We start from the raw sequence: 24,807 nt of genomic DNA, 5'->3' as shown, positions 1-24,807 counted from the left end.
ATGTTCGGAAAACTGACACTCGACGCGATCCCATACCACGAGCCCATCATCATGGGCGCGGCGGGCTTCATGGCGATCCTGGTGCTGGCAGTGGGTGGCGCGATCACCTATTTCGGCAAGTGGAAATATCTTTGGACCGAGTGGCTGACGAGCGTCGACCACAAGCGGATCGGCGTCATGTACATCGTGGTCGCCACGCTGATGCTGGTGCGCGGCTTCGCCGACGCGGTCATGATGCGCGTGCAGCAGGCGGTGGCCTTCGACGGCCCTGGCTATCTGCCGCCGCATCACTACGATCAGATCTTCACGGCGCACGGCGTCATCATGATCTTCTTCATGGCGATGGCGTTGATGGTGGGTCTGTTCAATCTGATCGTGCCGCTGCAGGTCGGCGCGCGCGACGTGGCCTTCCCGTTCCTGAACTCGCTTTCGTTCTGGATGACGGCGATCAGCGCGATTCTGATCAACGTGTCGCTGGTGGTCGGCGAATTCGCGAAGACGGGTTGGCTCGCGTATCCGCCGTTGTCGGAGCTGGGGTACAGCCCGGGCGTCGGGGTCGACTACTACATATGGAGTCTGCAGCTCTCGGGCGTCGGCACGCTGATTACCGCGGTCAACTTCTTCGTGACCATCATCAAGATGCGCGCGCCGGGCATGACGCTCATGAAGATGCCGGTGTTCACGTGGACCGCGCTGTGCTCGAACGTGCTGATCATGGCGACGTTCCCGATTCTGACCGTGACGCTGGCGCTGCTCGGCCTCGACCGCTACGCCGGCATGCACTTCTTCACGAACGAGCTCGGCGGCAACGTCATGCTGTACCTGAACCTGATCTGGGCCTGGGGACACCCCGAGGTCTACATTCTGGTTCTGCCGGCGTTCGGCATTTATTCGGAAGTGATCGCGACGTTCGCCAAGAAGCCGCTGTTCGGCTATCGGATGATGGTGTACGCGACGTGCGCCATCATGGTGATGTCGTTCCTCGTGTGGCTGCACCACTTCTTCACGATGGGCTCCGGCGCCAACGTCAACGCGTTCTTCGGCATCGCGACGATGATCATCGCCATCCCGACCGGCGTGAAGATCTTCAACTGGCTGTTCACGATGTACCGCGGGCGTATCGAGTTTTCGGCGCCCGTGCTGTGGACGATCGGCTTCATGGTCACGTTCACGATCGGCGGGATGACCGGTGTGATGCTCGCGATTCCGGGCGTGGACTTCGTGCTGCACAACAGCGTGTTCCTGGTCGCGCACTTCCATAACACGATCATCGGCGGTGTGGTGTTCGGCTATCTGGCGGGTGTCCAGTACTGGTTCCCGAAGGCGTTCGGTTTCAAGCTGAACGAGAAGCTCTGCAAGGCGTCGTTCTGGTTTTGGCTGTCGGGCTTTATCGTGGCGTTCACGCCGCTCTACGTGCTCGGCTTCATGGGCATGACGCGGCGTCTGAACCACTACGACAACCCGGCGTGGCATCCGTGGCTGGTCGTTGCGGCTTTCGGCGTGGTGCTGATCGCGGCCGGCGTCGTGTGCCAGATCGCGAGCGTGTGGGTGGGCGTGCTCAACCGCAAGAAGCCGCAATATCGCGACGTGACGGGCGACCCGTGGGGCGGCCGCACGCTCGAGTGGGCAACCTCGTCGCCGCCGCCGGTCTACAACTTCGCGGTCATTCCGACGGTTCACGAGCTCGACGCGTTCGCTCACATGAAGGAAACGGGCCGCGGTCTCGGCAAGGATGTCGTCTACCAGGACATTCACATGCCGTCGAACACGAGCGCCGGGTTCTTTATCGGCATGTCCTCGCTGGTGCTCGGTTTTGCCCTGGTTTGGCACATCTGGTGGCTGGCCGCCGTCGGGCTCTTCTCGATCTTCGCGATCGTGATCGGCCGCAGCTTCCAGGATAACGACGGCTATTACATTCCCGCCGCGGTCGTCAAGGCGACCGAGGACAAGTACCGCGCCTCGTTGCCGGGTGCGCGCACGGGCAAGGCAAAGGAAAAAGAACGCAGCGATGCGTTCGAAGAAGCGGAGGTCAACTGATGTCGACGAAAACCCTTGTCGCCGCACATGGCGAATTGGGCCACGGCCACGACCACCACGAGTCGCATTCGGTGTTCGGATTCTGGCTGTACCTGATGACCGACTGCTTCCTGTTCGCGTCGTTGTTCGTGACGTTCGCGGTCTTGGGGCATCAGTTTGCGGGCGGGCCGACAGCCAAGGACTTGTTCGATATTCCAGGCGTCGCGCTGGAAACGGCGTTGCTGCTGCTGTCGAGCATTACGTATGGCTTCGCGATGATCGGCGCCTACCAGCGCAAGAGCGGCACCGTGCTCAAGTGGCTCGCGGTCACGTTCTTGCTCGGCGCCGGGTTCCTGGTGCTCGAGATGCAAGAGTTTGCGCATCTGATTCACGAAGGCGCGGGTCCGCAGCGCAGCGCGTTCTTCTCGGCGTTCTTCACGCTGGTCGGCACGCACGGCTTGCACGTCACGATCGGTTTGATCTGGATGGCCGTGCTCATGGTGCAGGTCATCAAGAAGCCGAACCTGACGCAACGCGAAATCACGCGGCTCACGTGCCTCAGTCTCTTCTGGCACTTTCTCGATATCGTGTGGATCTGCGTGTTTTCCTTTGTCTACCTTGCGAGCGTGATCTAAATGGCCCAAGCGCATACAACTCAAGTGGAAGAGGGGCACAGCAGCCCGCGTGGCTACGTCGTCGGGTTCGTGCTGTCGGTGATTTTGACCGTTGCGGCGTTCGGGCTCGTGATCGGCGGCTATCTGTCGCCGAGTGCGTCGCTGATCGCGATTACCGTGCTGGCGATCGTGCAGATCCTCGTCCATCTCGTGTACTTCCTGCACATGGGCTTGGCGTCGTCTCAGCAGCGTTGGGATTCGATGTCGTTCGCTTATTCGGTGCTCTGCATCCTCATCCTCGTCATCGGGACGGTGTGGGTGATGCATAACGTCGCGATGAACATGATGGCGCGATAGCGCGCGGCGCGAGGCCCTGAATTGAACATGGCGCGAGCCTCATTATCCGGCGAGGTTCGCGCCATTTTTCCACGGGGCCGGCCTGTCCGAGCCGGCCCATCGCGGTGACGGCTAGCGCGTGCCGCCGTCCTCGTCGGACATTTTCAGGACTTCCTCGCGCATCCAGCTGGCGAACGCCTGCACGTGCTCAAACGTGGCATGGTTCGCGCCGATATCGAGCCAGTAGCCATAGGGCCCCATGACTTCGACATCGGAGATCCGTACCAGCGAGCCGTCCGCCAGCTCCTCGGCAATCATGTTGCGATCGACAACCGCAAGCCCGACGCCCTTGCGCGCGGCGTGAATCGCCTGTTCCAGATTCGAAAACTCGATCCCGTTTTCGGCATAGCGCGCGGGCAACTGCGCTTGCGCGAGCCAGTTCGGCCACAGTTCGAGCCGCGTGTCGTTGTAGAGCACGTGGAGCGCCGGCACGCGTTCGAGCAGGGTTTCGAGCGATTCGCTCGCGAGCTTGGGCGCGCAGACCAGCGTGTGCCGCTCGATCATCAGCAGCTCCGATTGCCCTTCGGGCAGCGCCTCGCGGCCGAAGCGGACGTTGCAATGGCACTCGTCGCTGGGCCCCGTGCGCACCGACAGCTCCACATCCGGCAGCTCGACCGCGAGCGACCCGAGCCGCGGCGAAAACCACTGCGTCGCGAACGTCGGCGGCACCGACAGCACGAGGCGCTTGCGTCCCGTGATCGACGCGAGCTGCCGCGTGCCGCGCTCGATCGTGTCGAAGGCGTCGGAGACGCACGGCAGCAATTGCGCGCCCGCGGGCGTGAGGCGGATGCCTTTGTGGTCGCGTTCGAACAGCTTGGTGCCGAGCGAATCCTCGAGAATCTTGATTTGGCGGCTCACGGCGCCTTGCGTGACGCACAGCGCGGTCGCTGCGCGATTGAAGCTCATGTGCCGAGCCGTCTCTTCGAAAAAGCGCAACGCGATCAGCGATGGCAAGCGCCGCATGGTCTATGTCCTTCCGTCGTACTTGTTATTGCGCGTTGGGCGCGTCGAGTTCTGCGATTATGCCCACATTTCGCCGCGGCGCGGAGCCGCAACGACCGCTCCGGACCTATCGCGCGAGGGGGCTCGATCGCCTATGCTAGCGATGTTTCGAGACCGCCCGCGACGCCTCGCGCGGCGCTACGTTGGAGTATCCATGTCCGTTCGCAATCTCGACGCGTTGTTTCGGCCGAAATCGGTTGCCGTGATCGGCGCCTCGTTGCGGCCGCGCAGCGTCGGCGCGATGGTGTGGGCGCGTGTCCTCGAAGGCGGCTTCGCGGGCCCCGTCTGGCCGGTCAATCCGAAATACGCCGAGCTGAGCGGGCTGGTCGCATTCGGCGACGTCCACGATCTGCCGGAGCCGCCCACCGTCGCGCTGATCTGCACGCCGCCCGCCACCTGGCCCGCCATCGTTCACAAGCTCGGCAAGCTCGGCACGCGCGCGGCGATCATCTTCGGCGAGGTCAAGCGCAGCGAGGAACGCGCCGTGCTCGCCCAGACGCTCGCGGCGGCGCGGCCCTATTTGCTGCGCATCGTCGGGCCGGGCAGCGTCGGCGTCATCACGCCGGCGTTCAACGCCCGCTTCGCCGCCTCGCCGTTTCCGGTGAAGGAGGGCGGTGTCGCCTGGGTTTCGCAGTCGAACGCGATCACGAATGCCGTGCTCGGCTGGGCATACGCGCGCGGGCTCGGGTTCTCGCACGCGATCGCGCTCGGCGACGAAGCCGACGTCGACGCCGGCGATGCGCTCGACTATCTCGCGAGCGACCCGAGCACGCGTGCGATCTTGCTCGAACTCGAGACGGTGCGCGCGGCGCGCAAGTTCATGTCGGCGGCGCGGGCGGCGGCGCGCAACAAGCCGGTGCTCGCGTTGCGCTCCGGGCGCGCGGATGCCGACGATGCGCTCTACAGCTCGGCGTTCCAGCGCGCGGGCGTGGTGCGCGTCCATTCGCTCGACGATCTGCTCGACGAGATCGAAACGCTCGGCGTGGGACGCGTGGCGGCGAGTTCGACAGCCACGCTGATCACGAGCGACCGCGGCGTGGCGACGCTCGCCGCCGACGCGTTCGCCGCCGCCGGCGACGCGCTCGCGCAATGGCCGGAGGCGGCGGCGCGCGCGGTGGCCGAAGCGTTGCCGCATCTGAGCGCGTCGCGCGACGCACCCTCCGCGTTGCCCGGCAATCCGCTGTTGCTCGGCGACGACGCGAAGCCCGAGCATTTCGCGCGCGCGCTCGAGGTGCTGGCGCCGCATCGCGACACGGGCACCGCGTTCGTCGTGCACGCGCCGACGCATAGCGCGCCTGTCGCCGAGGTCGCGCGCGTGCTGATCGAGAACCACAAGCTCGCCTACCGCGGGCTATTGGCGTGCTTCTTTGGCGGCGTCGATAACGCGACGCGCGACGCGCTGCACGCACAAGGCATTCCCGTTCATACGACGCCGCAACGCCTTGCGCGCGCGTTTGCGCGTCTCGTCGACTACCGGCTTGCGCGCGAGCTGCTGATGCAGACGCCGGAGAGCCTGCCCGCTCAGGTTCCCGAGCAGATCGACTGCGCGCAGGTGCAGGCCAGGAATGCGGTGGCGGCCGGACAGACGGCGCTCGCGGGCGAGGAGGCGGCGCGCTTTTTCGAATGCTTCGGTTTGACGGTGCTGCGCGAACACGCGGCTGAGACGGCGAGCTTGCGTTCGTACCAGGGCGGCGTGACCGAAGGCGGCATCGTCGAGACGCGCGACGCGCCCGGTTGCCCCGAAACCGCCGCCGCCGTCGACGACGCCAAGATCGTCGACCTCGCCATCGAATTGCGCGACGACGCGAACTTCGGCCCGGTGTTCCGTTTTACCGCGCCGTCTGTCGACGGCCTCACGGCGCCGATGTGCTTCTATAGCCTGCCGCCGCTGAATCCGGTTTTGTCGCGCGAAGTCGTGTCGCGTTCGCCGTATGCGCGGGCGGTGTCGTCGATCGAGCCGGTGCTGGCGGCGCTGACGGCGTTGTCGCGAGCGGTCTGCGATGTGAAGGAAGTGGCCGGCCTGCAAGCGACGCTGCGCGTGACGCGCACGCGCGCCGTGCTCGTCGCACCGCGCGTGACGGTCGCTGCAAAGCGCAGCCGGCTCGCCATCGTTCCGTACCCGCGCCGTCTCGAGGAGAACCTCTACTGGCACGGCGAGCACATGATGATTCGCCCGATCCGCCCCGAAGACGAAGCCATGCACAGCGCCTTCATCAAATCGATGACGTCCGATGATCTGCGCCTGCGCTTTTTCGGCGCGGTGCGCGGGTTCGATCATTCGCAGCTCGCGCGCATGACGCAGATCGATTACGACCGCGAGATGGCGCTGATCGCGACCGCCTTCGACGAGAACGGAATGGAATACACGCTCGGCGTCGTGCGCGCGATCACGGACCCGGACAACGAAGCGGCCGAGTTCGCGGTCGCGATACGCTCAGCGCTCAAGAGCAAGGGACTGGGGCGGCTCTTGATGACGAAGATCATCGAGTACGTGCGCTCGCGCGGCACGCGATGGATCGTCGGGGAGGTGCTCGCCGAGAATGCGCCGATGATCGGGCTGGCGAAAGCGCTTGGGTTCGCGGTGTCGCGAACCGACGATCCCAGCGTGGTGGGATTGCGCCTGGCGCTCGGGGAGAGCGCTTCGGCTTGACTGAGCGGCGGTCGCGCTGCGCTTTAGCTGCGCGTCACCGCCGGTCATATGTCATAGGCAGCGCAATTGAAATTCGGCGCGCGAATTACGCGGCGAGCTTCGCCGTGGCCTCGTCAACCTGCGCGCGCGACACCGACAATTCCTCGAGCCACGCATCCGCGTAGACGGCGCCCGTTTCACGCTCGAGACGCGCGATCGTCGCCGCATTGCGATTCGCGTCCTTCGGCGTCGCGATGAAGTCTTTCACGGATTGGCCGGCCTTGAAGGCGTCGAAGAGCGGCACGCGGATTTCATCGGGAAGTGCGCGCGACGTCCACTGATACGGCTTGCCGTTGAACGTCAGCGACGGCGGCAGCACGCGCTCTTTCTTCGCAGCCGGAATCAGGCCGAAGGTGCGCGCGGCGTCGCCGATCTGCTCGGCCGAGAAAAGCTCTTCAGGCGAGATGTCGAATTGGCCGATGTAGGTTTCGATCGCTTGCATCGCGGCCGCGCGGTCGTCGCGCTTTTTCTGCGCGCGAGCGACGATGTCGCGCAACTCGTCGGCCTCTTCGATCGTGATCGTGAAGCTCGCCTGCTTCTGCTGGAGTTCGGAAAAACGCTGGAATTCGGAGTCGGTCAGAAGTTTCGCCATTGCTTTAGCTGGGGCATCCGCCGCGTGGGAGGCGGTGAATGCGGGTTTTGAGAGGGGCGCTATTCTAACCTAGGTGGACGGCGGAGCCGTCGGTGCTGTGCTGTAGTGCGATCATTGCCGTTCACTCGTAACGCAGCGCCTGCGCCGGGCGGACCTTCGCGCCACGCCGGCTCGAATACAACGTCGTGAGCGGCGTTTGATCGATTCGCGCAAATCGATGATCGAATTGCGCATAACTCATCGCTTGTGTACACTCCGCTTTGATTGAAGTGAGCGTAGATTTGCTCGTTTCAATCACGGCGCTGAATGTTCGATTCAGCCCCCATTACAAGACGGAGACTCGCATGGCCCAATTCCCCATCAAGCGTTCTATTGAACGCGTGCCCGGCGGCATGATGATCGTGCCGCTGCTCATCGGGGCGCTTGTCGCTACCTTCATGCCCGGCATGCCGAAGTTTTTCGGGTCGTTCACCAATGCGCTGTTCACCGGGGCGCTGCCGATCCTCGCCGTCTTCTACGTCTGCATGGGCGCGAGCATCGACGTGAAAGCCACCCCTTATCTCGTGAAGAAGGGTGGCGCGCTGCTCGTCACGAAAGTCGGTTCGGCGATCGTCGTCGGGGTGATTCTCGGGCATTTGATCGGCGAGCAGCCGGTGTCGGCGGGTCTGTTCGCGGGGATCTCGACGCTCGCCGTCGTGGCTGCGATGAACGACACGAACGGTGGCTTGTATATGGCGCTGATGGGGCAATATGGCCGCTCCGAAGACGTCGGCGCGTACACGTTGATGTCGCTCGAATCGGGACCGTTCCTGACGATGGTTACGCTCGGCGTGGCCGGGTTGGCTGCGTTCCCGTGGCAAACGCTGGTGGGCAGCATTCTGCCGCTTGCGGTCGGCATGCTGCTCGGCAATCTCGATCGTGAAATGCGCGACTTTCTGGCGAAGGCTGTGCCGGTGATGATCCCGTTCTTCGCACTCGCGCTTGGCGCGGGATTGGATCTGCACAAAGTGTGGCAAGCCGGGCTGCTCGGGATCGTGCTGGGCGTCGCCGTCGTGGTCGTGACGGGTATTCCGCTTTACCTCGCCGACCGCTTGACGGGCGGCACCGGTGTCGCGGGCGTGGCAGCCGCCAATACGGCGGGCAACGCCGCCGCCGTTCCGGCGCTCGTCGCCGCGGCCAATCCCATCTATGAAGAGGCGGCCAAGAGCGCGACGCTGCTCGTCGCAGCGTGCGTCGTCGTGACAGCGATCCTGTCGCCGATGCTGACCGCCGCCGTGGCGAAACGTTTTCAGCGGCGCGTTGCACAGACGAAGCCAAGCGCGGAGCTCGCTCGATGAAACTCTTGATCGTCGCCGATGATCTTTCCGGCGCCGCCGATTGCGCAGTCGGATTCGCGGCCGCGGGTCATCGCGCGGTCGTGACGCTCGATGCGGCGAATGCTGCCGACTGCGCAACCGCGGACGTCGTCGCCGTGGATACCGACACGCGACGCCATGCTTCGGCCGACGCCGCACGGCACACCGTCGCCGCGTACGTGGCGTTGCATGCCACGGGGCGCAAGCTCTACAAAAAAATCGACTCGACCTTGCGCGGCAATTGGGCGATTGAGGTCGCGGCGTTGCAGCCGCTCGCCGGGCTCGCGATCGTCGCGCCTGCGTTTCCCGCGACTGGCCGCACGCTCGTGGGCGGCCGCGTGTTCGTGAACGGCGTGCCGCTCGAAGATACCGACACATGGCGGCTCGAAAACGACGGCCGCCGCGCCGACGTCGCCGCGATGCTGGCCGATGCGGGGCTCGCGGCCGCAAGTCTCGACGCCGAGGCGCTGCGCGGCGACCCCGAAACGCTGGCGGCGCGCATCGCGTCGATTACGGCGAGCGGAGCGCAGGCGGTCGTCGTCGATACGCAGACCGAAGAAGCGCTGCACGTCTTGGCACAGGCGACGATAGATAGCGACGGCGCGTGGTTTTGGGTCGGTTCGGGCGGCCTCGCGCGCGAGATCGCCTCGCTGAGCCGCCGCGATAGCGCGGCTGAAACATCCGGCGAACACCATCCAGGCGCGCCGATCCTGACCCTGGTCGGCACGCTGTCGGCGGTCGGCGACAAGCAGTGCGCCATGCTGCGCGAACACGGCGGGGTCAACGAGCGGGTCGTGCCGCCCGCGATGTTGCGCGAAGGGCCGCGGCACGGCGACTGGCTCACATGGCAGGCGCAAATTGGCGCGCTGTTATCGCATGGCGAAGACCTGTTGCTGCGCATCGGCCGCGACGACGCGTTCGATCCGGCAGAAGGCGCGCGGCTCTCACAGGCCCTCGCCGAACTCGTCGAACCGCACGTCACGAAGACGGGCGGACTGATTGCGACGGGCGGCGAGACGGCGCGCGCGCTGTTGAGCGTTGCGGGGATCGGCGCGCTGCAACTGGTGGACGAAGTCGAGGCGGGTGTCGCCATCGCGCGGCCGCTTGGTGAGGCGCGTTCGCACCGTCCCGGCATCGTCACGAAGGCGGGCGCGTTCGGCACCGACCGCGCGCTGTACGCGGCGTGGCTGCGCCTGCGCAGCACCGACGATAGGGCCGCCGCCACGCGTTGAACCCGCTTCGATAGACAAGCGCATTCCCACCTCACGAATTCCACGCTAAAAAGAGCACAACCATGAACCACTACCTTCCCGTTATCGGCATCACGATGGGCGATGCGGCGGGCGTCGGCGCGGAAGTCGTCGTCAAGAGCCTCGCGCATGCGTCGGTGTACGAGCAATGCCGGCCGCTCGTGATCGGCGATGCGAAGCGCCTCGAGCGCGCCAACGAGATCGTCGGCGGCGCATTGAGCGTGCGCCGCATCGAAGACGCCAGCGAAGCGCGCTACGAGCAAGGCAAGATCGACTGTATCGACCTCGGCCTGATTCCCGACGAGTTGCCTTTCGGCGAGCTCTCGGCGCTGGCGGGCGACGCGGCGTATCGCTACATCGCGCGCGCGGTCGAGCTCGCGCAGGCGGGCAAGATCGATGCGATCTGCACGGCGCCGCTCAACAAGGAAGCGCTGCATGCGGGCGGTCACAAGTATCCGGGGCACACTGAAATGCTCGCGCACCTGACGGGCGTCGACGAAGTGTCGATGATGCTCGTCGCGCCGCAGCTGCGCGTGATCCACGTGACGACGCATATCGGCATCATCGATGCGATCCGCAAGATCGAGCCGGGCCTCGTGCAACGCACGATCGAGCGCGGCCATGCGACGCTCGTGAAGGCCGGTATCGAGAAGCCGCGCATCGGGGTGTGCGGCATCAATCCACACGCGGGCGAGAATGGCCTCTTTGGCTATGGCGAAGAAGAAGAGAAGATCATTCCGGCCGTGAAGGTGCTGCAAGCGCGCGGGCTCGACGTCACCGGGCCGCTGCCGGCCGACACGCTGTTTTACCGGGCCGGACGCGGCGACTTCGATCTCGTGGTCGCGATGTATCACGACCAGGGCCACGGGCCGATCAAGGTGCTCGGGCTCGAGGCGGGTGTCAACGTGACGGTCGGGCTCGAGGTGATCCGCACGTCGGTCGACCACGGTACCGCGTTCGATATCGCGGGTAAGGGCGTGGTCGACGAGGGCAGCATGCTCGAAGCGCTGCGGCAGGGCGCGGAGCTCGCGACGCGCCGGGGCTAACGCGTGAGGGAGCTGGGGGCTGGGGTAACATCACGCCCATCTTCATTTCCCTCTCGCGGAGCTTCATGAAAGCAGCAGACCGTCAGCGCGCCATTCTCGATCTCGTGCTCACGCGTGAGGCGAACGTCGAGCAGTTGAGCGCGACGCTCAGCGTTTCCGAAGCAACGATCCGGCGCGACCTGACGGTGCTCGCCAAAGAAGGGCGCCTCGTGCGGACTTATGGCGGCGCGACGGTGCTCGTCGGTGTGCATGAGCCCGAGGCGTCGCTCGACGAACGCAAGACGACGCAGCGCGAGCAGAAGGAAGCGATCGCGCAGGCGGCGGCTTTGCATGTCGCCGATGGTGAAACGGTGCTGCTCGATGGCGGCACTACCTGCGCGGCGCTCGCGCGGCATCTCGTGACTCGGCAGGACCTGCACGTCGTCACGAACAACCTGCTCGCGGTCAGCACGCTCGTCAATGCGTCGGGTGTGCGGCTCACGATGATCGGCGGGGACGTGCGTGCATCGAGCATGAGCACGCTCGGTCCGCTCGCGGAGCTGGCGTTGAGCCGGTTAACCGTCGACTGCGCGTTTCTCGGCGCGGATGGCGTCGTTGCGGGCTTCGGGTTGTGCGAGGCGAGCGCGCAGCAGGCTTGGCTCAAGGAATGCATCGTCGCGCGCGCGGCGGAAGTGATCGTGCTCGCGGATACCGACAAGCTGGGCCGCGCGCGGCAGCAGCACTGGACGCCGATTCAACGGGACTGGCGCTTGATTACGTCGTGGATGGCCGATGAGGCGATGCTGTTGCCGTTTCGTGCGCTTGGGGAGGTGACGGTCGAGGTTGCGCGCAGGGATTTGGCCTAGGTCGTGACCTCATGCTCAATGGCGCGCTCGATGAGTTGATTCAAGCTGATGCCTTCGGCAGCTGCGGCTTCGACAGCGCGGGCATGAAGTTCGGGATTGATGCGGGCGTTGAATCTGCCGGAAAAATGGCGGATAGGGTCGATGCCGTTCTCCTTGCAGACTTCGAGGAACGCCGCCAAGGAGCGTGCGCCTTCGGCCTTGAGGGTGGCGATATCGCTGGCGTAGAAGTCGGCGCCGCCGTTCAGGCCGAGGAATTCGCCGCGCAGCATGTCGGTCTCGGGGTCGTAGGTGACGACTGCGCGATGGTTGGCGATGGTCAGGATGTTCATGTTCATGGCTTCACTCGTCGCGCAAAGATGAGTTCCAGGGTCTTTAGATGGGCTCGCTTCTTCATAGGGCGGCATGGTGCTGCAAAGTGGTACTGCCTGCGAGCATCGCCGTACAGGAACCCTCCCTATTCCTCCCCCAACACCGAAAGCCCTTTCACCGTCTCGCTCAACATCCCCGTCACCGCCTCGATCGACGGCGCCACATACTCATCGATCCGCCGCAAATACGGGCACGTCAGCGCCGCCAGCGCATGCCCCGATGGCCCGAGAATCGGAAACGTCACGTCCGTCACGCCGAAAATCTGCTGACTGTCCTTCTGCGAATGCCCGTCGGCGCGAACGCGTTCGCAGACCTTCTCCAACTCCTCGACATCGATCGTCACTTCACCCTTGACCTTCGTATGTTCGGCGAGCATATGCGCGCGATGCTCTCGCGTCTGAAACGCGAGCATCACGCGCCCCGACCCGGTATCGATCAACCCGACCCGCGACCCGAGCCGCACCGACATCCCCCACGTGCCCGGCCCGTCCACCTGCGCGACCACGAGCAGATTGCCGCGATCGTAGACAGCCAGATGACACGATTGCTCCGCCTCGTCCGCGAAGCGCTGCATCAGCGGCAGCGCTTCCGCGATCAGCCGGTTCGTCGGCGGATGCCGATGCGCGAGTGCGAACAGCTTCAAGCTCAGCGAATAGCGATCGCCTGCCGCCGAGCGCACCACATATTGGCGAGCGACGAGCCGCTCGAGCATCCGATACATCTCGCTCGCGTTGCGCCCGAGCCGCTTCGTGATCTCGGCGCGCGTCAGCCCCTCTTTCTGCTCGGCGAGCAGCTCGAGGATGTCGAGCCCCTTGTCGAGCGCGGGGGCGCGGTAGCGGTCGGCGTCGTCCTTCTCTTCTGGCTCTTTGGTGACCGGTTCCATGGTGATCGGGCTCTCCTCCGAAGTTTTTCATTTTGCTTTTCCCTGCGGGCACGAGTGAGCGTACGGGCATGCCGGCCCTCGAGGCGCTAGGGAAAACACGAATGCCTTTGTGCGCTGCTCATCCTTGACTTCAAAAAGTCCGTATATGAATAATACGTTCACTGATGAATGAAATAGCGTTCCACAACAAAAAAGCGCGGGACAGTCTTACAGGCAGTTCAACAACGCAATCAGGAGACAAAGCATGACGTTCATCCAAGGGCCGCGTGCGGCCCGTCGCTTTATTCGGGGCATGCTCACGCTGACCGCCGGCGCGGCTTGCGTGGCCGCCCTTGCCTTGAACGGCCCGGCGCGCGCCGCCGAAACCGGCAAGGTCGGTCTGGGCTTGCCGCTTCTCACGTCGCCGTTCTGGCAGTCGTACAACAACTATCTGACGCAGTACGCGAAGCAGATGGGCATTCCCGTGCTCGCACCCGTCAATTCGAACGGCGATCCGGCCCAGCAGATCACCGACATGAACAATCTGCTCAACCTCGGTGCCAAGGGCATCGTGGTCGGGCCGCTCGATTCGGCGGCGATTAGCCGCGCGCTCGATGCCGCCGCGGTGAAGAACGTGCCGGTGGTGGCCGTCGACGTCGCGCCGACGCAAGGCAAGGTCGCGATGGTCGTGCGAGCCGACAACCGCGCGTACGGCGAGCAGGCGTGCAAGTACATCGGCGAGCACGTGAAAGCGGGCAAGGTCGTGCAGATCATGGGCGACCTCGCGTCGGTGAACGGCCGCGACCGCTCCGAAGCGTTCCGCTCGTGCCTCAAGCAGTACCCGAACCTGTCGCTGCTCGAAATCCCGGCGAGCTGGAAGGGCGACGTGGCGGCCACCGCGCTCGACAGCCTGCTCACCGCGAACCCCGACGTCAAAGCGATCTATATGCAGGCGGGCGGCGTGTATCTCTCGCCGACGCTGCAGACGCTGCGCCGCAAGCAGCTGCTGGTCCCGGCAGGCGATCCGAAGCACATCGTGATCGTCAGCAACGACGGCATCCCGCAAGAGTTCGAAGCGATCCGCAAGGGTGAGATCGACGCGACGGTTTCGCAGCCGGCCGACCTGTACGCGAAGTACGGCCTCTACTACATCCAGGCGACGCTCGCGGGCAAGACCTTCAAGCCGGGCCCGACCGATCACGGCAGCAACATCGTTCAGCTGCAGCCGGGCGTGCTCGAGGATCAATTGCCCGCGCCGCTCGTGACGAAGGCGAACGTCGACGACAAGAACCTGTGGGGCAACACGGTCAAATGAGCGTGCCGACGACACCAGCCGAGCAGGAACGCCCGCCGGTGGTCGAAGCGCTGAACGTGACGAAGCGCTTCGGCTCGACGGCCGCGCTGCAGGACGTGAGCCTGCGCGTGATGCCGGGCGAGTCGCATGCGCTCGTCGGGCGCAACGGGGCGGGCAAGTCGACGCTGGTGTCGATCCTCACCGGCCTGCGCAAGCCCGATGTCGGCGAGGTGCGCTTCGGCGGCGTCGCCGCGCCGCCGATCGCGGATCGCGACGCGTGGCGTGAGCGCGTCGCGTGTGTCTATCAGCATTCGACGATCATCCGCGACTTGACCGTCGCGGAGAATCTGTTCGTCAACCGGCAGCCGTCGCGGCGCGGCGTCATCCGCGGCGTCATCGACTGGAAGGGGATGCGCCGCGATGCGCGTGCGCTGCTCCACCACTGGAAGATCGACGTGCGCGAGGACGCGCGCGCGGGCGATCTCACGGTGGAGGCGCGGCAGCTTGTCGAGATCGCGCGGGCGCTGTCGTACGGCGCGCGTTTCATCATCCTCGACGAGCCCACCGCCCAGCTCGACGGCGACGAAATCAAGCGGCTCTTCACGCGCATTCGCGAGCTGCAGGCCGAGGGCGTGACGTTTCTCTTCATCTCGCATCATCTGCAAGAGGTCTATGACATCTGCCAGGCGGTGACCGTGCTGCGCGACGCGCGGCACATCGTCAGCGCGCCGGTCAGCGCCATGCCGCGCGACAAGCTGATCGAAGCGATGACGGGCGAGCGCGGCGGGCTGGCCGTCACCGATGCGGCGTCGCGCGCGGCGCTGGCCGCCGATACGCCGGTCGCGCTGGAAGTCTCGAAGCTCCACGGCCACGATTACGAAGACGTGTCGTTCAACGTGAACCGTGGCGAAGTCGTCGGTCTCACGGGGGCGACGAGCAGCGGGCGCACGAGCGTCGCCGAAGCGATCGCGGGCCTGCGCGCCCAGCAGCGCGGCGAGATCCGCGTCGGCGGCGACGCGCTGCCGCCCGGCAACGTGCCCGCGGCGCTCGCACGCGGCGTCGGCTGCGTGCCGAAGGATCGCCATCACGAAGGGCTCGTGTTGACGCAATCGATCGCGGAGAACGCGTCGATGACGATTGCGCGTCTCATGGGCAAGTTCGGCATCGTGCCGCCTGCGAAAAAGCACGCGTTCGGCCGTAGCGCGATCGAGTCGCTCGGCATCGTCGCGCAAGGGCCCGAGCAGGTCGTGTCGGGTCTTTCAGGCGGCAATCAGCAGAAGGTCGTGATGGCGCGCGCGCTCGCGAACGATCCGAACGTGCTGGTGCTCATCGACCCGACCGCCGGCGTCGACGTCAAATCGAAAGAAGCGCTGCTGTCGGTCGTCGATCGCGTGCGCGACGAGGGCAAGGCGGTGCTCGTCGTGTCCGGCGAGCTCGACGACTTGCGTACCTGCGATCGCGTCCTCGTGATGTTCCGCGGACGCGTCGCCGCCGAATTCCCTGCGGGTTGGCAAGACAACGACCTGATCGCATCCGTCGAAGGAGTCAGTCTCCATGAAGAATAGTGTGACCCCCGCGTTGGTTGCGGGCCAGACGTTGGGTGCCGCGCGCGGCCGCGCACCGCGCATCGAGATCGCGCGCTTGCGCGACTTGGCGCTCGTGCCGGCGCTCGTGCTGCTGCTCGTGATCGGCGCATTCGTGAGCCCGAGTTTTCTGACGAAGGCGAATCTGATCAGCATTCTCGGCGCCTCGGCGGCGCTCGCGCTCGTCGTGCTCGCCGAATCGCTGATCGTGCTCACGGGCAAGTTCGATTTGTCGCTCGAATCGACGGTCGGCATCGCGCCTGCGATCGGCGCGATGCTCGTGATGCCGGCAGCGTCCGCCGGATTCGGATCGGAATGGCCCACGTTTGCAGGGCTGATCGCGATTCTCGCGGTCGGCGCGCTGATCGGTTTCATCAACGGCTTTCTGGTCGTCCGGCTGCAGTTGAACGCGTTCATCGTCACGCTCGCGATGCTGATCGTGCTGCGCGGGATGCTGGTGGGCGCAACCAAGGGCGGCACGCTGTTCGACATGCCGCCCGCATTCTTCGCGCTCGCGACGACGATCGTGCTCGGCCTGCCGGTGTCGGTGTGGCTCGCGGCGGTGGCGTTCGCGATCGCCGCGTTCATGCTGCGCTATCACCGGCTCGGCCGCGCGCTCTACGCGATCGGCGGCAACCCGCAGGCCGCACGCGCCGCGGGGATTCGCGTCGAGCGCATCAGGTGGGGCGTGTTCGTGCTCGGCAGCGTGCTGGCCGCGCTCGGCGGGCTGATCGTGACGGGCTACGTCGGCGCGATCAACGCGAACCAGGGCAACGGGATGATCTTCACGGTGTTCGCCGCGGCGGTGATCGGCGGCATTTCGCTCGACGGCGGCAAGGGCACGATGCTCGGCGCGCTGACGGGCGTGCTGCTGCTCGGCGTCGTGCAGAACCTCTTGACGCTCGCGCAAGTGCCGTCGTTCTGGATTCAGGCGATCTACGGCGCAATCATCCTCGGCTCGCTGATGGTGGCGCGCATCGCGGGCGGCGAAGGACAGAACTAGAACGAGGGCCTGTTCTTCACATGGACAGGCCAAGGCAACCTGGGAGGCTTTCTTGAGCAGTGAACGTCAACTCCATACCGATGTGCGGCTGATCCTGCTGAATCCGGGCGATAACTGCCTGATCGCAGCGGCGCGGCTCGAAGCGGGCGAGGCGATCGACATCGAAGGCGAGCATGTGACGCTCGCCAAGACGATCGAACTCGGCCACAAAGTCGCGCGCCATCCGATCGAGAAGGACGCCAAGGTGCTGCGCTACGGCGCGGTGATCGGTCACGTGACGGTGCGCGTCGAACGCGGCGAGCACCTGCACACCCACAACGTCGAAAGCGACTACCTGCCGACTTATACGCACGACGCAGGCCACGAATTCGTGCATCACTGACTGCCGCGCGTTTCACTCGGCCGCTGATGCTGTCGCTGTTTCAGGAAACAACATGACTGCTTCTACTCAAGCTCCAACGAACGCCAACTCGGTGCAGCCCGCGCTGCGCGGCTACTTGCGCGGCGACGGCCGCAAGGGCATTCGCAATGTCGTTGCGGTGGCGTATCTAGTCGAATGCGCGCATCACGTCGCGCGCGAGATCGTCGCCGAGTTTCGCGAGTCGCTCGACGCGTTCGATGATCCCCTGGCGCTGGATGCAGAACGCGAGCCGCCGGTGCACCTGATCGGCTTTCCGGGCTGTTATCCGAACGAGTACGCGGAAAAGATGATGCAGCAGCTGACGACGCATCCGAACGTCGGCGCAGTGCTGTTCGTGTCGCTCGGCTGCGAGAGCATGAACAAGCACTATCTGGCCGACGTCGTGCGCGAAAGCGGCCGGCCGGTCGAGGTGCTGACGATTCAGGAGAAGGGCGGCACGCGCAGCACGATTCAATACGGCGTCGATTGGGTGAAGAAGGCGCGCGTGCAGCTGGCCGCGCAGGAGAAGGTGCCGATGGCGCTCGGCGAGCTCGTGATCGGCACGATCTGCGGCGGCTCGGACGGCACGAGCGGCATCACCGCCAACCCGGCCGTTGGCCGCGCGTTCGATCATCTAATCGACGCGGGCGCGACCTGCATCTTCGAGGAAACGGGCGAACTGGTCGGCTGCGAATACCACATGAAGAGCCGCGCGGCGCGGCCCGATTTGGGCGATGCGATCGTGCAATGCGTGAGCAAGGCGGCGCGCTATTACTCGATCCTCGGCCACGGCAGCTTCGCGGTCGGCAACGCGGACGGCGGGCTCACGACGCAGGAGGAAAAATCGCTCGGCGCGTATGCGAAGAGCGGGGCGTCGCCGATCGTCGGCATCGTGAAACCCGGCGACGTGCCGCCGACGGGCGGCCTCTATCTGCTCGACGTCGTCCCCGACGGCGAGCCGCGCTTCGGCTTTCCGAACATTAGCGACAACGCCGAGATCGGCGAGCTGATCGCGTGCGGCGCGCATCTGATTCTGTTTACGACGGGGCGCGGCTCGGTGGTGGGCTCGGCGATCTCGCCCGTCATCAAGGTGTGCGCGAATCCGGCGACGTACCGCAACTTGTCGGGCGACATGGATGTCGACGCGGGCCGCATTCTCGAAGGCCGCGCGACGCTCGACGAAGTCGGCCGCGAAGTGTTCGACCAGACGCTTGCGGTGGCGGCGGGCGGCGCGTCGAAATCGGAAGCGCTCGGCCACCAGGAATTCATCCTCACCTACAAGTCGTTCGAGCCGGTCGGACCGGCGTGCCTGCCGTCGAGCGCGGCGGCGCACGCGCAGCGCGTCGTGGAGATAACATCGCATTGAACGCGGAGACTTTGTCCATGACCGATGCCGTTCAATCGAACGTGACGCAACGCCGCAAAATCGGCGTGCGCGACCTCGCAGTCACGGGGCTGTCGCTCGGCACGGCGCCGCTTGGCGGGCTGTATCGCGATTTGTCCGACGACGACGCGCACGCGACGATCGACGCCGCGTGGCGCGCGGGCGTTCGCTATTTCGATACCGCGCCGCACTACGGCAATACGCTCGCCGAGCATCGGCTCGGCCATGCGCTGCGGCACTATCCACGTGACCAATACGTGCTGTCGACGAAAGTCGGAAGGCGCTTCGTGCCGCGCAAGACGCCCTTTGACGCCGCGCACAACCCCGAAGGCTGGCAAAACCCGCTGCCGTTCGAAGCGATCTACGACTACACCTACGACGGCATCCTGCGTTCGTTCGAAGACAGCCAGCAGCGGCTCGGCATCGTCGAAATCGACATCCTGCTGATCCACGACATCGGCCGCGTGACGCATGGCGAGCGCAACGCGCATTACTGGAATCAATTGATGCAGGGTGGCGGTTTCCGGGCGCTGGACGAATTGCGCGGATCGGGCGCGGTGAAAGCGGTCGGACTCGGCGTGAACGAAGGCGCGGCGATCCTCGAAGCGATGGATGCGTTCGACATCGACTGCGCGTTGCTTGCCGGCCGCTACACGCTGCTCGAGCAAACGACGCTCGCCGATCTGCTGCCCGCTTGCGAAAAGCGCGGCGTCAGCATCCTGCTTGGCGGCGCGTTCAATTCGGGCATCCTCGCGCGCGGCGTCGAAGGCGATCTCAAGTTCAACTACGGCGCGGCGCCGCCTGACATCATCGATCGCGTGGCGCGTATCGAGCGTGTCTGCAAGGCACACAACGTGCCGATCGCGGCGGCTGCATTGCAGTTTCCTTACGCGCATCCGGCGGTCGCGACCGTGCTGACCGGCGCGCGCAGCGCGGACGAATTACGCGAAAACGTCGCGTCGTTCTCGCGGCCGATTCCGCCGACGCTGTGGTCCGAGTTGCGTGAGCAAGGTCTGCTCGATGCCTCCGCGCCGGTGCCAAGCTCATAGACCGGCCAACTCACCATGCGAATTGACGCCCACCAGCACTTCTGGAATCCGCAGCGCGGCGACTACGGATGGCTCACGCCGCAGCTCGGCACGCTCTACCGCGAGTTCGGTCCTGCCGACCTCGCGCCATGGCTCGAGCGCGCAGGCGTCGATCGCACGGTGATCGTGCAGGCCGCGCCGACGGTGGCCGAAACGCGCTATTTGCTCGATATCGCGCGTCGCGAGGCATCGGTGGCGGGCGTCGTCGGCTGGGTGCCGCTCGAGGACCCGGACGCGCCGTCGCTGATCGCCGAGCTCGCGTCTGAACCCAAATTCAAAGGCGTCCGGCCGATGCTGCAGGACCTGCCCGACGACAACTGGATCGCGAACCCCGCGCTCGCGCCCGCTATCGAAGCGCTCATCGCCCACGACCTCGCTTTCGATGCGCTCATCTTCGCGCGCCACGTCGACGCGCTCCACACGTTCGCGACGCGCTTTCCGGCGGTGCGCATCGTCGTCGATCATGGCGCGAAGCCGCCGATCCGCGACGGCGCTGCAGGCTGGCAACCGTGGGCGGACGGCATCGCACGCCTGGCTGCATTGCCGAACATCCACTGCAAGCTCTCGGGGCTCGCGACCGAAGCCGCCGCGGGCTGGAGCGAAGCGACGCTCGCGCCCTATGTCGCCCATCTTCTCGCCCATTTCGGCCCGGCCCGCCTGATGTGGGGCAGCGACTGGCCGGTGCTCAACCTGAACGGCGACTACCTGCTCTGGCACGCGTGTGCGAACGCGCTCGTCGCCGATCTGTCCGATGGGGAGCGCGACGCGATTTTCGGCGCCAACGCGAGCGCGTTCTATCGCCTGTAAAACGCGCAATCCGTAATACGCAAGAGACGATGTGCAATCCGTATTGCGCGTTCGTTGAGTGCGTACTGCAATACTCGTTATGTCTCAGACGCCATTTCATGGGGAGCCGCAGATGGTACAAAGACTGGCCGGGAAGACGGCCTTGATTACCGCCGCCGCGCAAGGCATTGGCCTCGCGACGGCCGAAGCGTTCGCGCGCGAGGGTGCGCGTGTGATCGCCACCGATATCCGCATCGACGGCCTCGCCAACCGCCCGTTTGAAGTCCGCAAGCTCGACGTGCGCGACGGCGCGGCGATCAAGGCGCTCGCCGCCGAAGTCGGCGCGATCGACGTGCTGTTCAACTGCGCCGGCTTCGTGCACGCGGGCTCGATTCTGGAGGCGAGCGAGGAGGATTGGGACTTCGCGTTCGATCTGAACGTGAAGGCGATGTTCAGGATGATCCGCGCATTCCTGCCGGCGATGCTGGAAAAGGGCGGCGGGTCGATCATCAACATTTCGTCGGCGGCGTCGAGCATCAAGGGCGTGCCGAACCGCTGCGTGTACGGCGCATCGAAGGCGGCGGTGATCGGTTTGACGAAGGCGGTCGCGGCCGACTTCATTACGCGCGGCATCCGCTGCAATGCGATTTGCCCGGGCACGGTCGAGTCGCCGTCGCTGGAGGATCGCATCGCCGCGCAGGCGAAAGCGCAGGGCGCGACGATCGAGGCCGTGCGCGCCGCGTTTGTCGCGCGTCAGCCGATGGGGCGCGTGGGCAAGGCGGATGAGATTGCCGCATTGGCGTTATATTTGGCGTCGGACGAGTCGGCGTTCACCACCGGGCACGCGCATGTGATCGATGGCGGCTGGTCGAACTGACCGTGCCTAGGCCGGCCGCGTCGAACAAAAGAATGATTCGAGGGGCATCGCCTGTCGAACGTAAGCCGATCGTATGGGCGCGCGTTCGATAGGAGAACCGAATTAACCGGTTCGCTTTTACATCAACTGAACGAGACGTGAGGAAGTGCAACGATGAAACTGCTTCGTTATGGGCCGAAGGGCCAGGAAAAGCCGGGTTTGCTCGATGCTGACGGCAAGATTCGCGACTTGTCGGGTGTCGTGCGCGATATCGCCGGCGATGTGCTGACCGATGCCGGTCTCGGCAAGCTGCGCGGCGTCGATCCGAAATCGCTTCCGCTCGTCTCCGGCAACCCGCGTATCGGCGCGTGCGTGGGCAATGTCGGCAAGCTGGTCTGCATCGGCCTCAATTACGCGGACCACGCGGCGGAATCGGGCTTGCCGGTGCCCACCGAGCCCGTCGTCTTCAACAAGTGGACGAGCGCGATCGTCGGCCCGAACGACGACGTCGAAATTCCGCGCGGCTCGAAGAAGACCGATTGGGAAGTCGAGTTGGGCGTCGTGATCGGCAAGTCCTGCAAGTATGTCGACGAAGCGCATGCGCTCGATTACGTGGCGGGTTACTGCGTCGTCAACGATGTGTCCGAGCGCGAATGGCAAATCGAGCGCGGCGGCCAGTGGGACAAGGGCAAGGGCTTCGACACCTTCGGCCCGATCGGTCCGTGGCTCGTTACGCGCGACGAAGTGGCCGATCCGCAGCAGCTCGACCTGTGGCTCGAGGTGGACGGCCATCGCTACCAGAACGGCAACACGCGCACGATGGTGTTCGGCGTCGCGAAGCTGGTGTCGTATCTGTCGCAATGCATGAGCCTGCAGCCGGGCGACGTGATCTCGACCGGCACGCCGCCGGGCGTCGGCATGGGCGTGAAGCCGAACCCGGTGTACTTGAAGCCGGGCCAGACGATACGCCTCGGCATCCAAGGGCTCGGCGAGCAGCAGCAGCGGACTTATGCGGCGGAATAAGTCCGTGAACTAGCGCGGCCCAATCAGCCGCGCTTCAGTTGGGCGCCGTCTCGCGCGAGGCGGCGCTTTCTCCTCCCTCTCCCCCATCCCCCACGCGATTGATGGTCCCCTGCGCGATCGCGACCAGCTTTTCCTTGTCCCCGTCGATGACGAACACGTTGCATTGGCAGGTCGCATGCCCGCGCCCCGCGTAGACCAGCTCGGCGCGCGCGATCAGCGTGCCGTTCACGGCGGGCCTCAAGTAGTTGATCTTGTACTCCATGGTGACCACCCTCGGACCGAGCGCCAGCGCCCCTGCGAAGGTGAGCGCGTTATCGGCGAGATAGCTGATGACGCCGCCGTGCACGAAGCCGTGCTGCTGGCGAAGCTCGTCACGAATCGTCAAGCGCAGCGCCAGCTCGCGCGTGCCGACGTGCATCAATTCGGTGCCGAGCAGCATGCTGAAAGGCTGGGCGTGCAGCGCACTGCGCGCGAGATCTACGAAATCGGTCATCCTCGATCCCCCGGGTTTTGGTTGGCTTCACTCTAGGAAGCGCCCGTGTGCCGAGTCAAGGCAATTCGAAGCGATTGACCCGAATTGTTGTGCAAATTGATCGAAATTCGCCGTAAGCATCGCGTCCTCCCGCAGTTTGCACAAATCGCGCGATCCGCACTCAAGCAAACGTTCTCCGTGCCGTAAACGAGCACAGTGGTTCTGTGCAGTGGTTTTTCTCTAGGTTTTTTCAGGTATTCACGATGTTCAGCAAGATCAAACTCGCTTCCGGCCTGCTGTCTGTGTTGGCCGCATTCTGTCTGCTTCAGCTCGTCACAGCGGGTTTGGGTTTCTGGTCGCTGACGACCACGCACAGCGACGTGGGCGATCTGGCTAACGTCGCACTGAAGCAGGTCGATGCGGTCAACGAGACGACCCAGCATCTGATGGACGCGCGCATCAACCTGTCGCGCGCCGGCACGCGCATGGTACGCGGCGGCACCGAGCCCACCGACATCGTGCAGCACGCACGCGACCAGCTCGCGCTCGCCGACCAATCGTTCGCGAAGTTCAGCAGCGTAACGAAGACCAGCGACGAAAACAGCGCCCGCGCCGCGGCGCTCGCGGAGAAGTATCAGAAGCTGCACACGGCGCTGGGCGAGCTGGTGCAGTACCTCGACGCCGGCAACGTGCAGGCGTTCCTCGATCAGCCGACGCAGTCGTTCCAGGACGCCTATCTCGCCGAGCAGCACAACTTCTCGCAGTTCGGCGATGCGGCGAGCCAGGCGTCGATCGATTCGATCGATGCGCGTCTCGCGGTATTCCGCACGGTGAGCATCGTGATTCTCGTCGCGCTGTTGGCGGGCACGGTCGCCGTGTATGTCGCGTTGAAGCGAGGCGTCGTCGCGCCGCTCGAAGAGGCCGGCCGCCATTTCGACCGGATCGCGCTTGGCCGGCTCAACCAGCCGATCACGCAGCGCGGCACCAACGAGATCGGCCACCTGTTCGACGGGCTCGCGCGGATGCAGGCGAGCGTCGCGCGCACCGTGAAGACCGTGCGCGACGCGGCCGACTCGATCCACCTCGGCGCCGATGAAATCGCCACCGGCAACGCGGATTTGTCGGCCCGGACCGAGAGCCAGGCCGCGTCGCTCGAAGAAACGGCGTCGAGCATGGAGGAGCTGACCGCGACCGTGCGCCAGAACGCCGATCACGCGCGCTCCGCGAACGCGCTTGCCGACGACGCACTCGAGGCGACCTCGCGCGGGAGCGGCGTCGTCGACGGCGTCGTGCAGAAGATGCGCGCGATCGCGCAAAGCTCGGACCGTATCGCCGAAATCATCACGGTGATCGACGGCATCGCATTCCAGACCAACATCCTCGCGCTGAACGCGGCGGTCGAGGCGGCGCGCGCGGGCGAGCAGGGGCGCGGCTTCGCGGTCGTCGCGGGCGAAGTGCGCGGTCTCGCGCAGCGCAGCGCGCAGTCGGCCAAGGAGATCAAGGCGCTGATCAGCGAATCGGTCGCGCAAATCGAAGGCGGCTCGGAGCTCGTCGAGCGCGCGGGCGAGGCGATGCAGAACGTGTCGACGTCGATTTCGCGTGTCGCGCAGATGATGTCGGAGATCAGCGCGTCGTCGCTCGAACAGAGCACCGGGATCGAGCAGGTCAATCAGGCGGTCGTGCAGATGGATCAGATGACGCAGCAGAACGCGGCGCTAGTCGAGGAAGCGGCGGCTGCGGCTTCGTCGCTGCACGATCAGACGCGGCAGTTGAAGGAGGCCGTTTCGGTGTTCGAGATTTCGAACACGGTGCTGGGCGAAGCGCGGTTCTTGGCCAACGGCATCGAACCGGCAGGCTTGGCGCAGGCGGCGTACTGATCGCG

At 65.2% G+C, this 24,807-nt stretch carries 23 protein-coding genes; 18 read left to right on the top strand and 5 right to left on the bottom strand.

Annotated features, from left to right (window positions below; all coding sequences use genetic code 11):
* From cyoB to cyoD, 3 genes are read left to right on the top strand one after another with little or no spacing between them, the layout of a single operon-like run.
* Complete coding sequence (gene cyoB / locus FAZ95_RS37990) at positions 1 to 2,037, top strand: cytochrome o ubiquinol oxidase subunit I (protein ID WP_137337419.1); 2,037 nt, start codon at positions 1 to 3, stop codon at positions 2,035 to 2,037.
* Complete coding sequence (gene cyoC, locus FAZ95_RS37985; protein WP_137337418.1) at positions 2,037 to 2,651, top strand: cytochrome o ubiquinol oxidase subunit III; 615 nt, start codon at positions 2,037 to 2,039, stop codon at positions 2,649 to 2,651. The genes cyoB and cyoC overlap by 1 nt, the downstream gene beginning before the upstream one ends.
* Positions 2,652 to 2,987: a cytochrome o ubiquinol oxidase subunit IV gene (cyoD, locus tag FAZ95_RS37980; RefSeq protein ID WP_137337417.1), complete on the top strand. Its 336-nt coding sequence runs from the start codon at positions 2,652 to 2,654 to the stop codon at positions 2,985 to 2,987.
* A gap of 111 nt (positions 2,988 to 3,098) precedes the next feature.
* Here the strand turns inward: cyoD and FAZ95_RS37975 are convergent, their stop codons facing one another.
* The gene (locus FAZ95_RS37975; RefSeq protein ID WP_137337416.1) at positions 3,099 to 3,989 is read right to left on the bottom strand and encodes a LysR family transcriptional regulator; all 891 of its coding nucleotides are present in this window, start codon (positions 3,987 to 3,989) and stop codon (positions 3,099 to 3,101) included.
* Between the two features lie 193 nt (positions 3,990 to 4,182).
* Here FAZ95_RS37975 and FAZ95_RS37970 point away from each other — a divergent pair, with 193 nt between their 5' ends.
* Positions 4,183 to 6,678 carry a bifunctional acetate--CoA ligase family protein/GNAT family N-acetyltransferase gene (locus FAZ95_RS37970; RefSeq protein WP_137337415.1) on the top strand — a complete coding sequence of 832 codons (2,496 nt, stop codon included), beginning with the start codon at positions 4,183 to 4,185 and terminating at the stop codon, positions 6,676 to 6,678.
* Between the two features lie 85 nt (positions 6,679 to 6,763).
* On the opposite strand, the gene FAZ95_RS37965 is transcribed toward FAZ95_RS37970, so the two are convergent.
* Positions 6,764 to 7,309, bottom strand: coding sequence for a hypothetical protein (locus FAZ95_RS37965; protein ID WP_137337414.1), 546 nt, complete (start codon positions 7,307 to 7,309; stop codon positions 6,764 to 6,766).
* A 344-nt stretch (positions 7,310 to 7,653) separates the two neighbouring features.
* On the opposite strand from FAZ95_RS37965, the gene FAZ95_RS37960 reads away from it, so the two are divergent.
* From FAZ95_RS37960 to FAZ95_RS37945, 4 genes are all read left to right on the top strand, one after another.
* A complete protein-coding gene (locus FAZ95_RS37960) occupies positions 7,654 to 8,646 on the top strand; it encodes a 2-keto-3-deoxygluconate permease (protein ID WP_137337413.1) in 993 nt (330 codons plus the stop codon).
* Positions 8,643 to 9,896, top strand: coding sequence for a four-carbon acid sugar kinase family protein (locus FAZ95_RS37955; RefSeq protein ID WP_137337412.1), 1,254 nt, complete (start codon positions 8,643 to 8,645; stop codon positions 9,894 to 9,896). The genes FAZ95_RS37960 and FAZ95_RS37955 overlap by 4 nt, the downstream gene beginning before the upstream one ends.
* 62 nt (positions 9,897 to 9,958) lie before the next feature.
* Positions 9,959 to 10,960 carry a 4-hydroxythreonine-4-phosphate dehydrogenase PdxA gene (gene pdxA / locus FAZ95_RS37950; RefSeq protein ID WP_137337411.1) on the top strand — a complete coding sequence of 334 codons (1,002 nt, stop codon included), beginning with the start codon at positions 9,959 to 9,961 and terminating at the stop codon, positions 10,958 to 10,960.
* 65 nt (positions 10,961 to 11,025) lie between these two features.
* Positions 11,026 to 11,805: a DeoR/GlpR family DNA-binding transcription regulator gene (locus FAZ95_RS37945; RefSeq protein ID WP_137337410.1), complete on the top strand. Its 780-nt coding sequence runs from the start codon at positions 11,026 to 11,028 to the stop codon at positions 11,803 to 11,805.
* Here the strand turns inward: FAZ95_RS37945 and FAZ95_RS37940 are convergent.
* Positions 11,802 to 12,140 (bottom strand): type II toxin-antitoxin system HicB family antitoxin, encoded by a 339-nt coding sequence (locus tag FAZ95_RS37940; protein WP_137337409.1) that lies wholly within the window; start codon positions 12,138 to 12,140, stop codon positions 11,802 to 11,804. The genes FAZ95_RS37945 and FAZ95_RS37940 overlap by 4 nt on opposite strands.
* Before the next feature lie 119 nt (positions 12,141 to 12,259).
* Complete coding sequence (locus FAZ95_RS37935; RefSeq protein WP_137337408.1) at positions 12,260 to 13,057, bottom strand: IclR family transcriptional regulator; 798 nt, start codon at positions 13,055 to 13,057, stop codon at positions 12,260 to 12,262.
* A 292-nt stretch (positions 13,058 to 13,349) separates the two neighbouring features.
* Here FAZ95_RS37935 and FAZ95_RS37930 point away from each other — a divergent pair, with 292 nt between their 5' ends.
* The 9 genes from FAZ95_RS37930 to FAZ95_RS37890 all read left to right on the top strand — a co-directional run bounded on the left by FAZ95_RS37930 (position 13,350) and on the right by FAZ95_RS37890 (position 22,453).
* Positions 13,350 to 14,351, top strand: coding sequence for a sugar ABC transporter substrate-binding protein (locus tag FAZ95_RS37930; RefSeq protein WP_437437806.1), 1,002 nt, complete (start codon positions 13,350 to 13,352; stop codon positions 14,349 to 14,351).
* On the top strand, positions 14,348 to 15,895 hold the full coding sequence (locus FAZ95_RS37925; protein WP_137337406.1) for a sugar ABC transporter ATP-binding protein: 1,548 nt from the start codon (positions 14,348 to 14,350) through the stop codon (positions 15,893 to 15,895). The genes FAZ95_RS37930 and FAZ95_RS37925 overlap by 4 nt, the downstream gene beginning before the upstream one ends.
* The gene (locus FAZ95_RS37920; protein ID WP_137337405.1) at positions 15,885 to 16,916 is read left to right on the top strand and encodes an ABC transporter permease; all 1,032 of its coding nucleotides are present in this window, start codon (positions 15,885 to 15,887) and stop codon (positions 16,914 to 16,916) included. Before FAZ95_RS37925 ends, FAZ95_RS37920 begins: the two co-directional genes overlap by 11 nt.
* A 52-nt stretch (positions 16,917 to 16,968) precedes the next feature.
* On the top strand, positions 16,969 to 17,298 hold the full coding sequence (locus FAZ95_RS37915; RefSeq protein ID WP_137337404.1) for a UxaA family hydrolase: 330 nt from the start codon (positions 16,969 to 16,971) through the stop codon (positions 17,296 to 17,298).
* Between the two features lie 52 nt (positions 17,299 to 17,350).
* Positions 17,351 to 18,682, top strand: coding sequence for a UxaA family hydrolase (locus FAZ95_RS37910; RefSeq protein WP_175425877.1), 1,332 nt, complete (start codon positions 17,351 to 17,353; stop codon positions 18,680 to 18,682).
* Positions 18,683 to 18,699: 17 nt separating this feature from the next.
* Positions 18,700 to 19,749 carry an aldo/keto reductase gene (locus tag FAZ95_RS37905; protein ID WP_137337403.1) on the top strand — a complete coding sequence of 350 codons (1,050 nt, stop codon included), beginning with the start codon at positions 18,700 to 18,702 and terminating at the stop codon, positions 19,747 to 19,749.
* A 15-nt stretch (positions 19,750 to 19,764) separates the two neighbouring features.
* Positions 19,765 to 20,595 (top strand): amidohydrolase family protein, encoded by an 831-nt coding sequence (locus tag FAZ95_RS37900; RefSeq protein ID WP_137337402.1) that lies wholly within the window; start codon positions 19,765 to 19,767, stop codon positions 20,593 to 20,595.
* A 112-nt stretch (positions 20,596 to 20,707) separates the two neighbouring features.
* The gene (locus FAZ95_RS37895; protein WP_137337401.1) at positions 20,708 to 21,451 is read left to right on the top strand and encodes an SDR family oxidoreductase; all 744 of its coding nucleotides are present in this window, start codon (positions 20,708 to 20,710) and stop codon (positions 21,449 to 21,451) included.
* Positions 21,452 to 21,604: 153 nt separating this feature from the next.
* Complete coding sequence (locus FAZ95_RS37890; protein ID WP_137337400.1) at positions 21,605 to 22,453, top strand: ureidoglycolate lyase; 849 nt, start codon at positions 21,605 to 21,607, stop codon at positions 22,451 to 22,453.
* 34 nt (positions 22,454 to 22,487) lie between these two features.
* On the opposite strand, the gene FAZ95_RS37885 is transcribed toward FAZ95_RS37890, so the two are convergent.
* Positions 22,488 to 22,946 (bottom strand): PaaI family thioesterase, encoded by a 459-nt coding sequence (locus tag FAZ95_RS37885; RefSeq protein WP_137337399.1) that lies wholly within the window; start codon positions 22,944 to 22,946, stop codon positions 22,488 to 22,490.
* Between the two features lie 242 nt (positions 22,947 to 23,188).
* Here FAZ95_RS37885 and FAZ95_RS37880 point away from each other — a divergent pair, with 242 nt between their 5' ends.
* Complete coding sequence (locus FAZ95_RS37880) at positions 23,189 to 24,802, top strand: methyl-accepting chemotaxis protein (protein WP_137337398.1); 1,614 nt, start codon at positions 23,189 to 23,191, stop codon at positions 24,800 to 24,802.
* Positions 24,803 to 24,807: the final 5 nt, after the last annotated feature.

The organism is Trinickia violacea (genome assembly GCF_005280735.1).
Lineage (GTDB): Bacteria > Pseudomonadota > Gammaproteobacteria > Burkholderiales > Burkholderiaceae > Trinickia_A > Trinickia_A violacea.
Note: the sequence above shows the minus strand (reverse complement) of the source record. Positions and strands in the feature narration are given on the sequence as shown.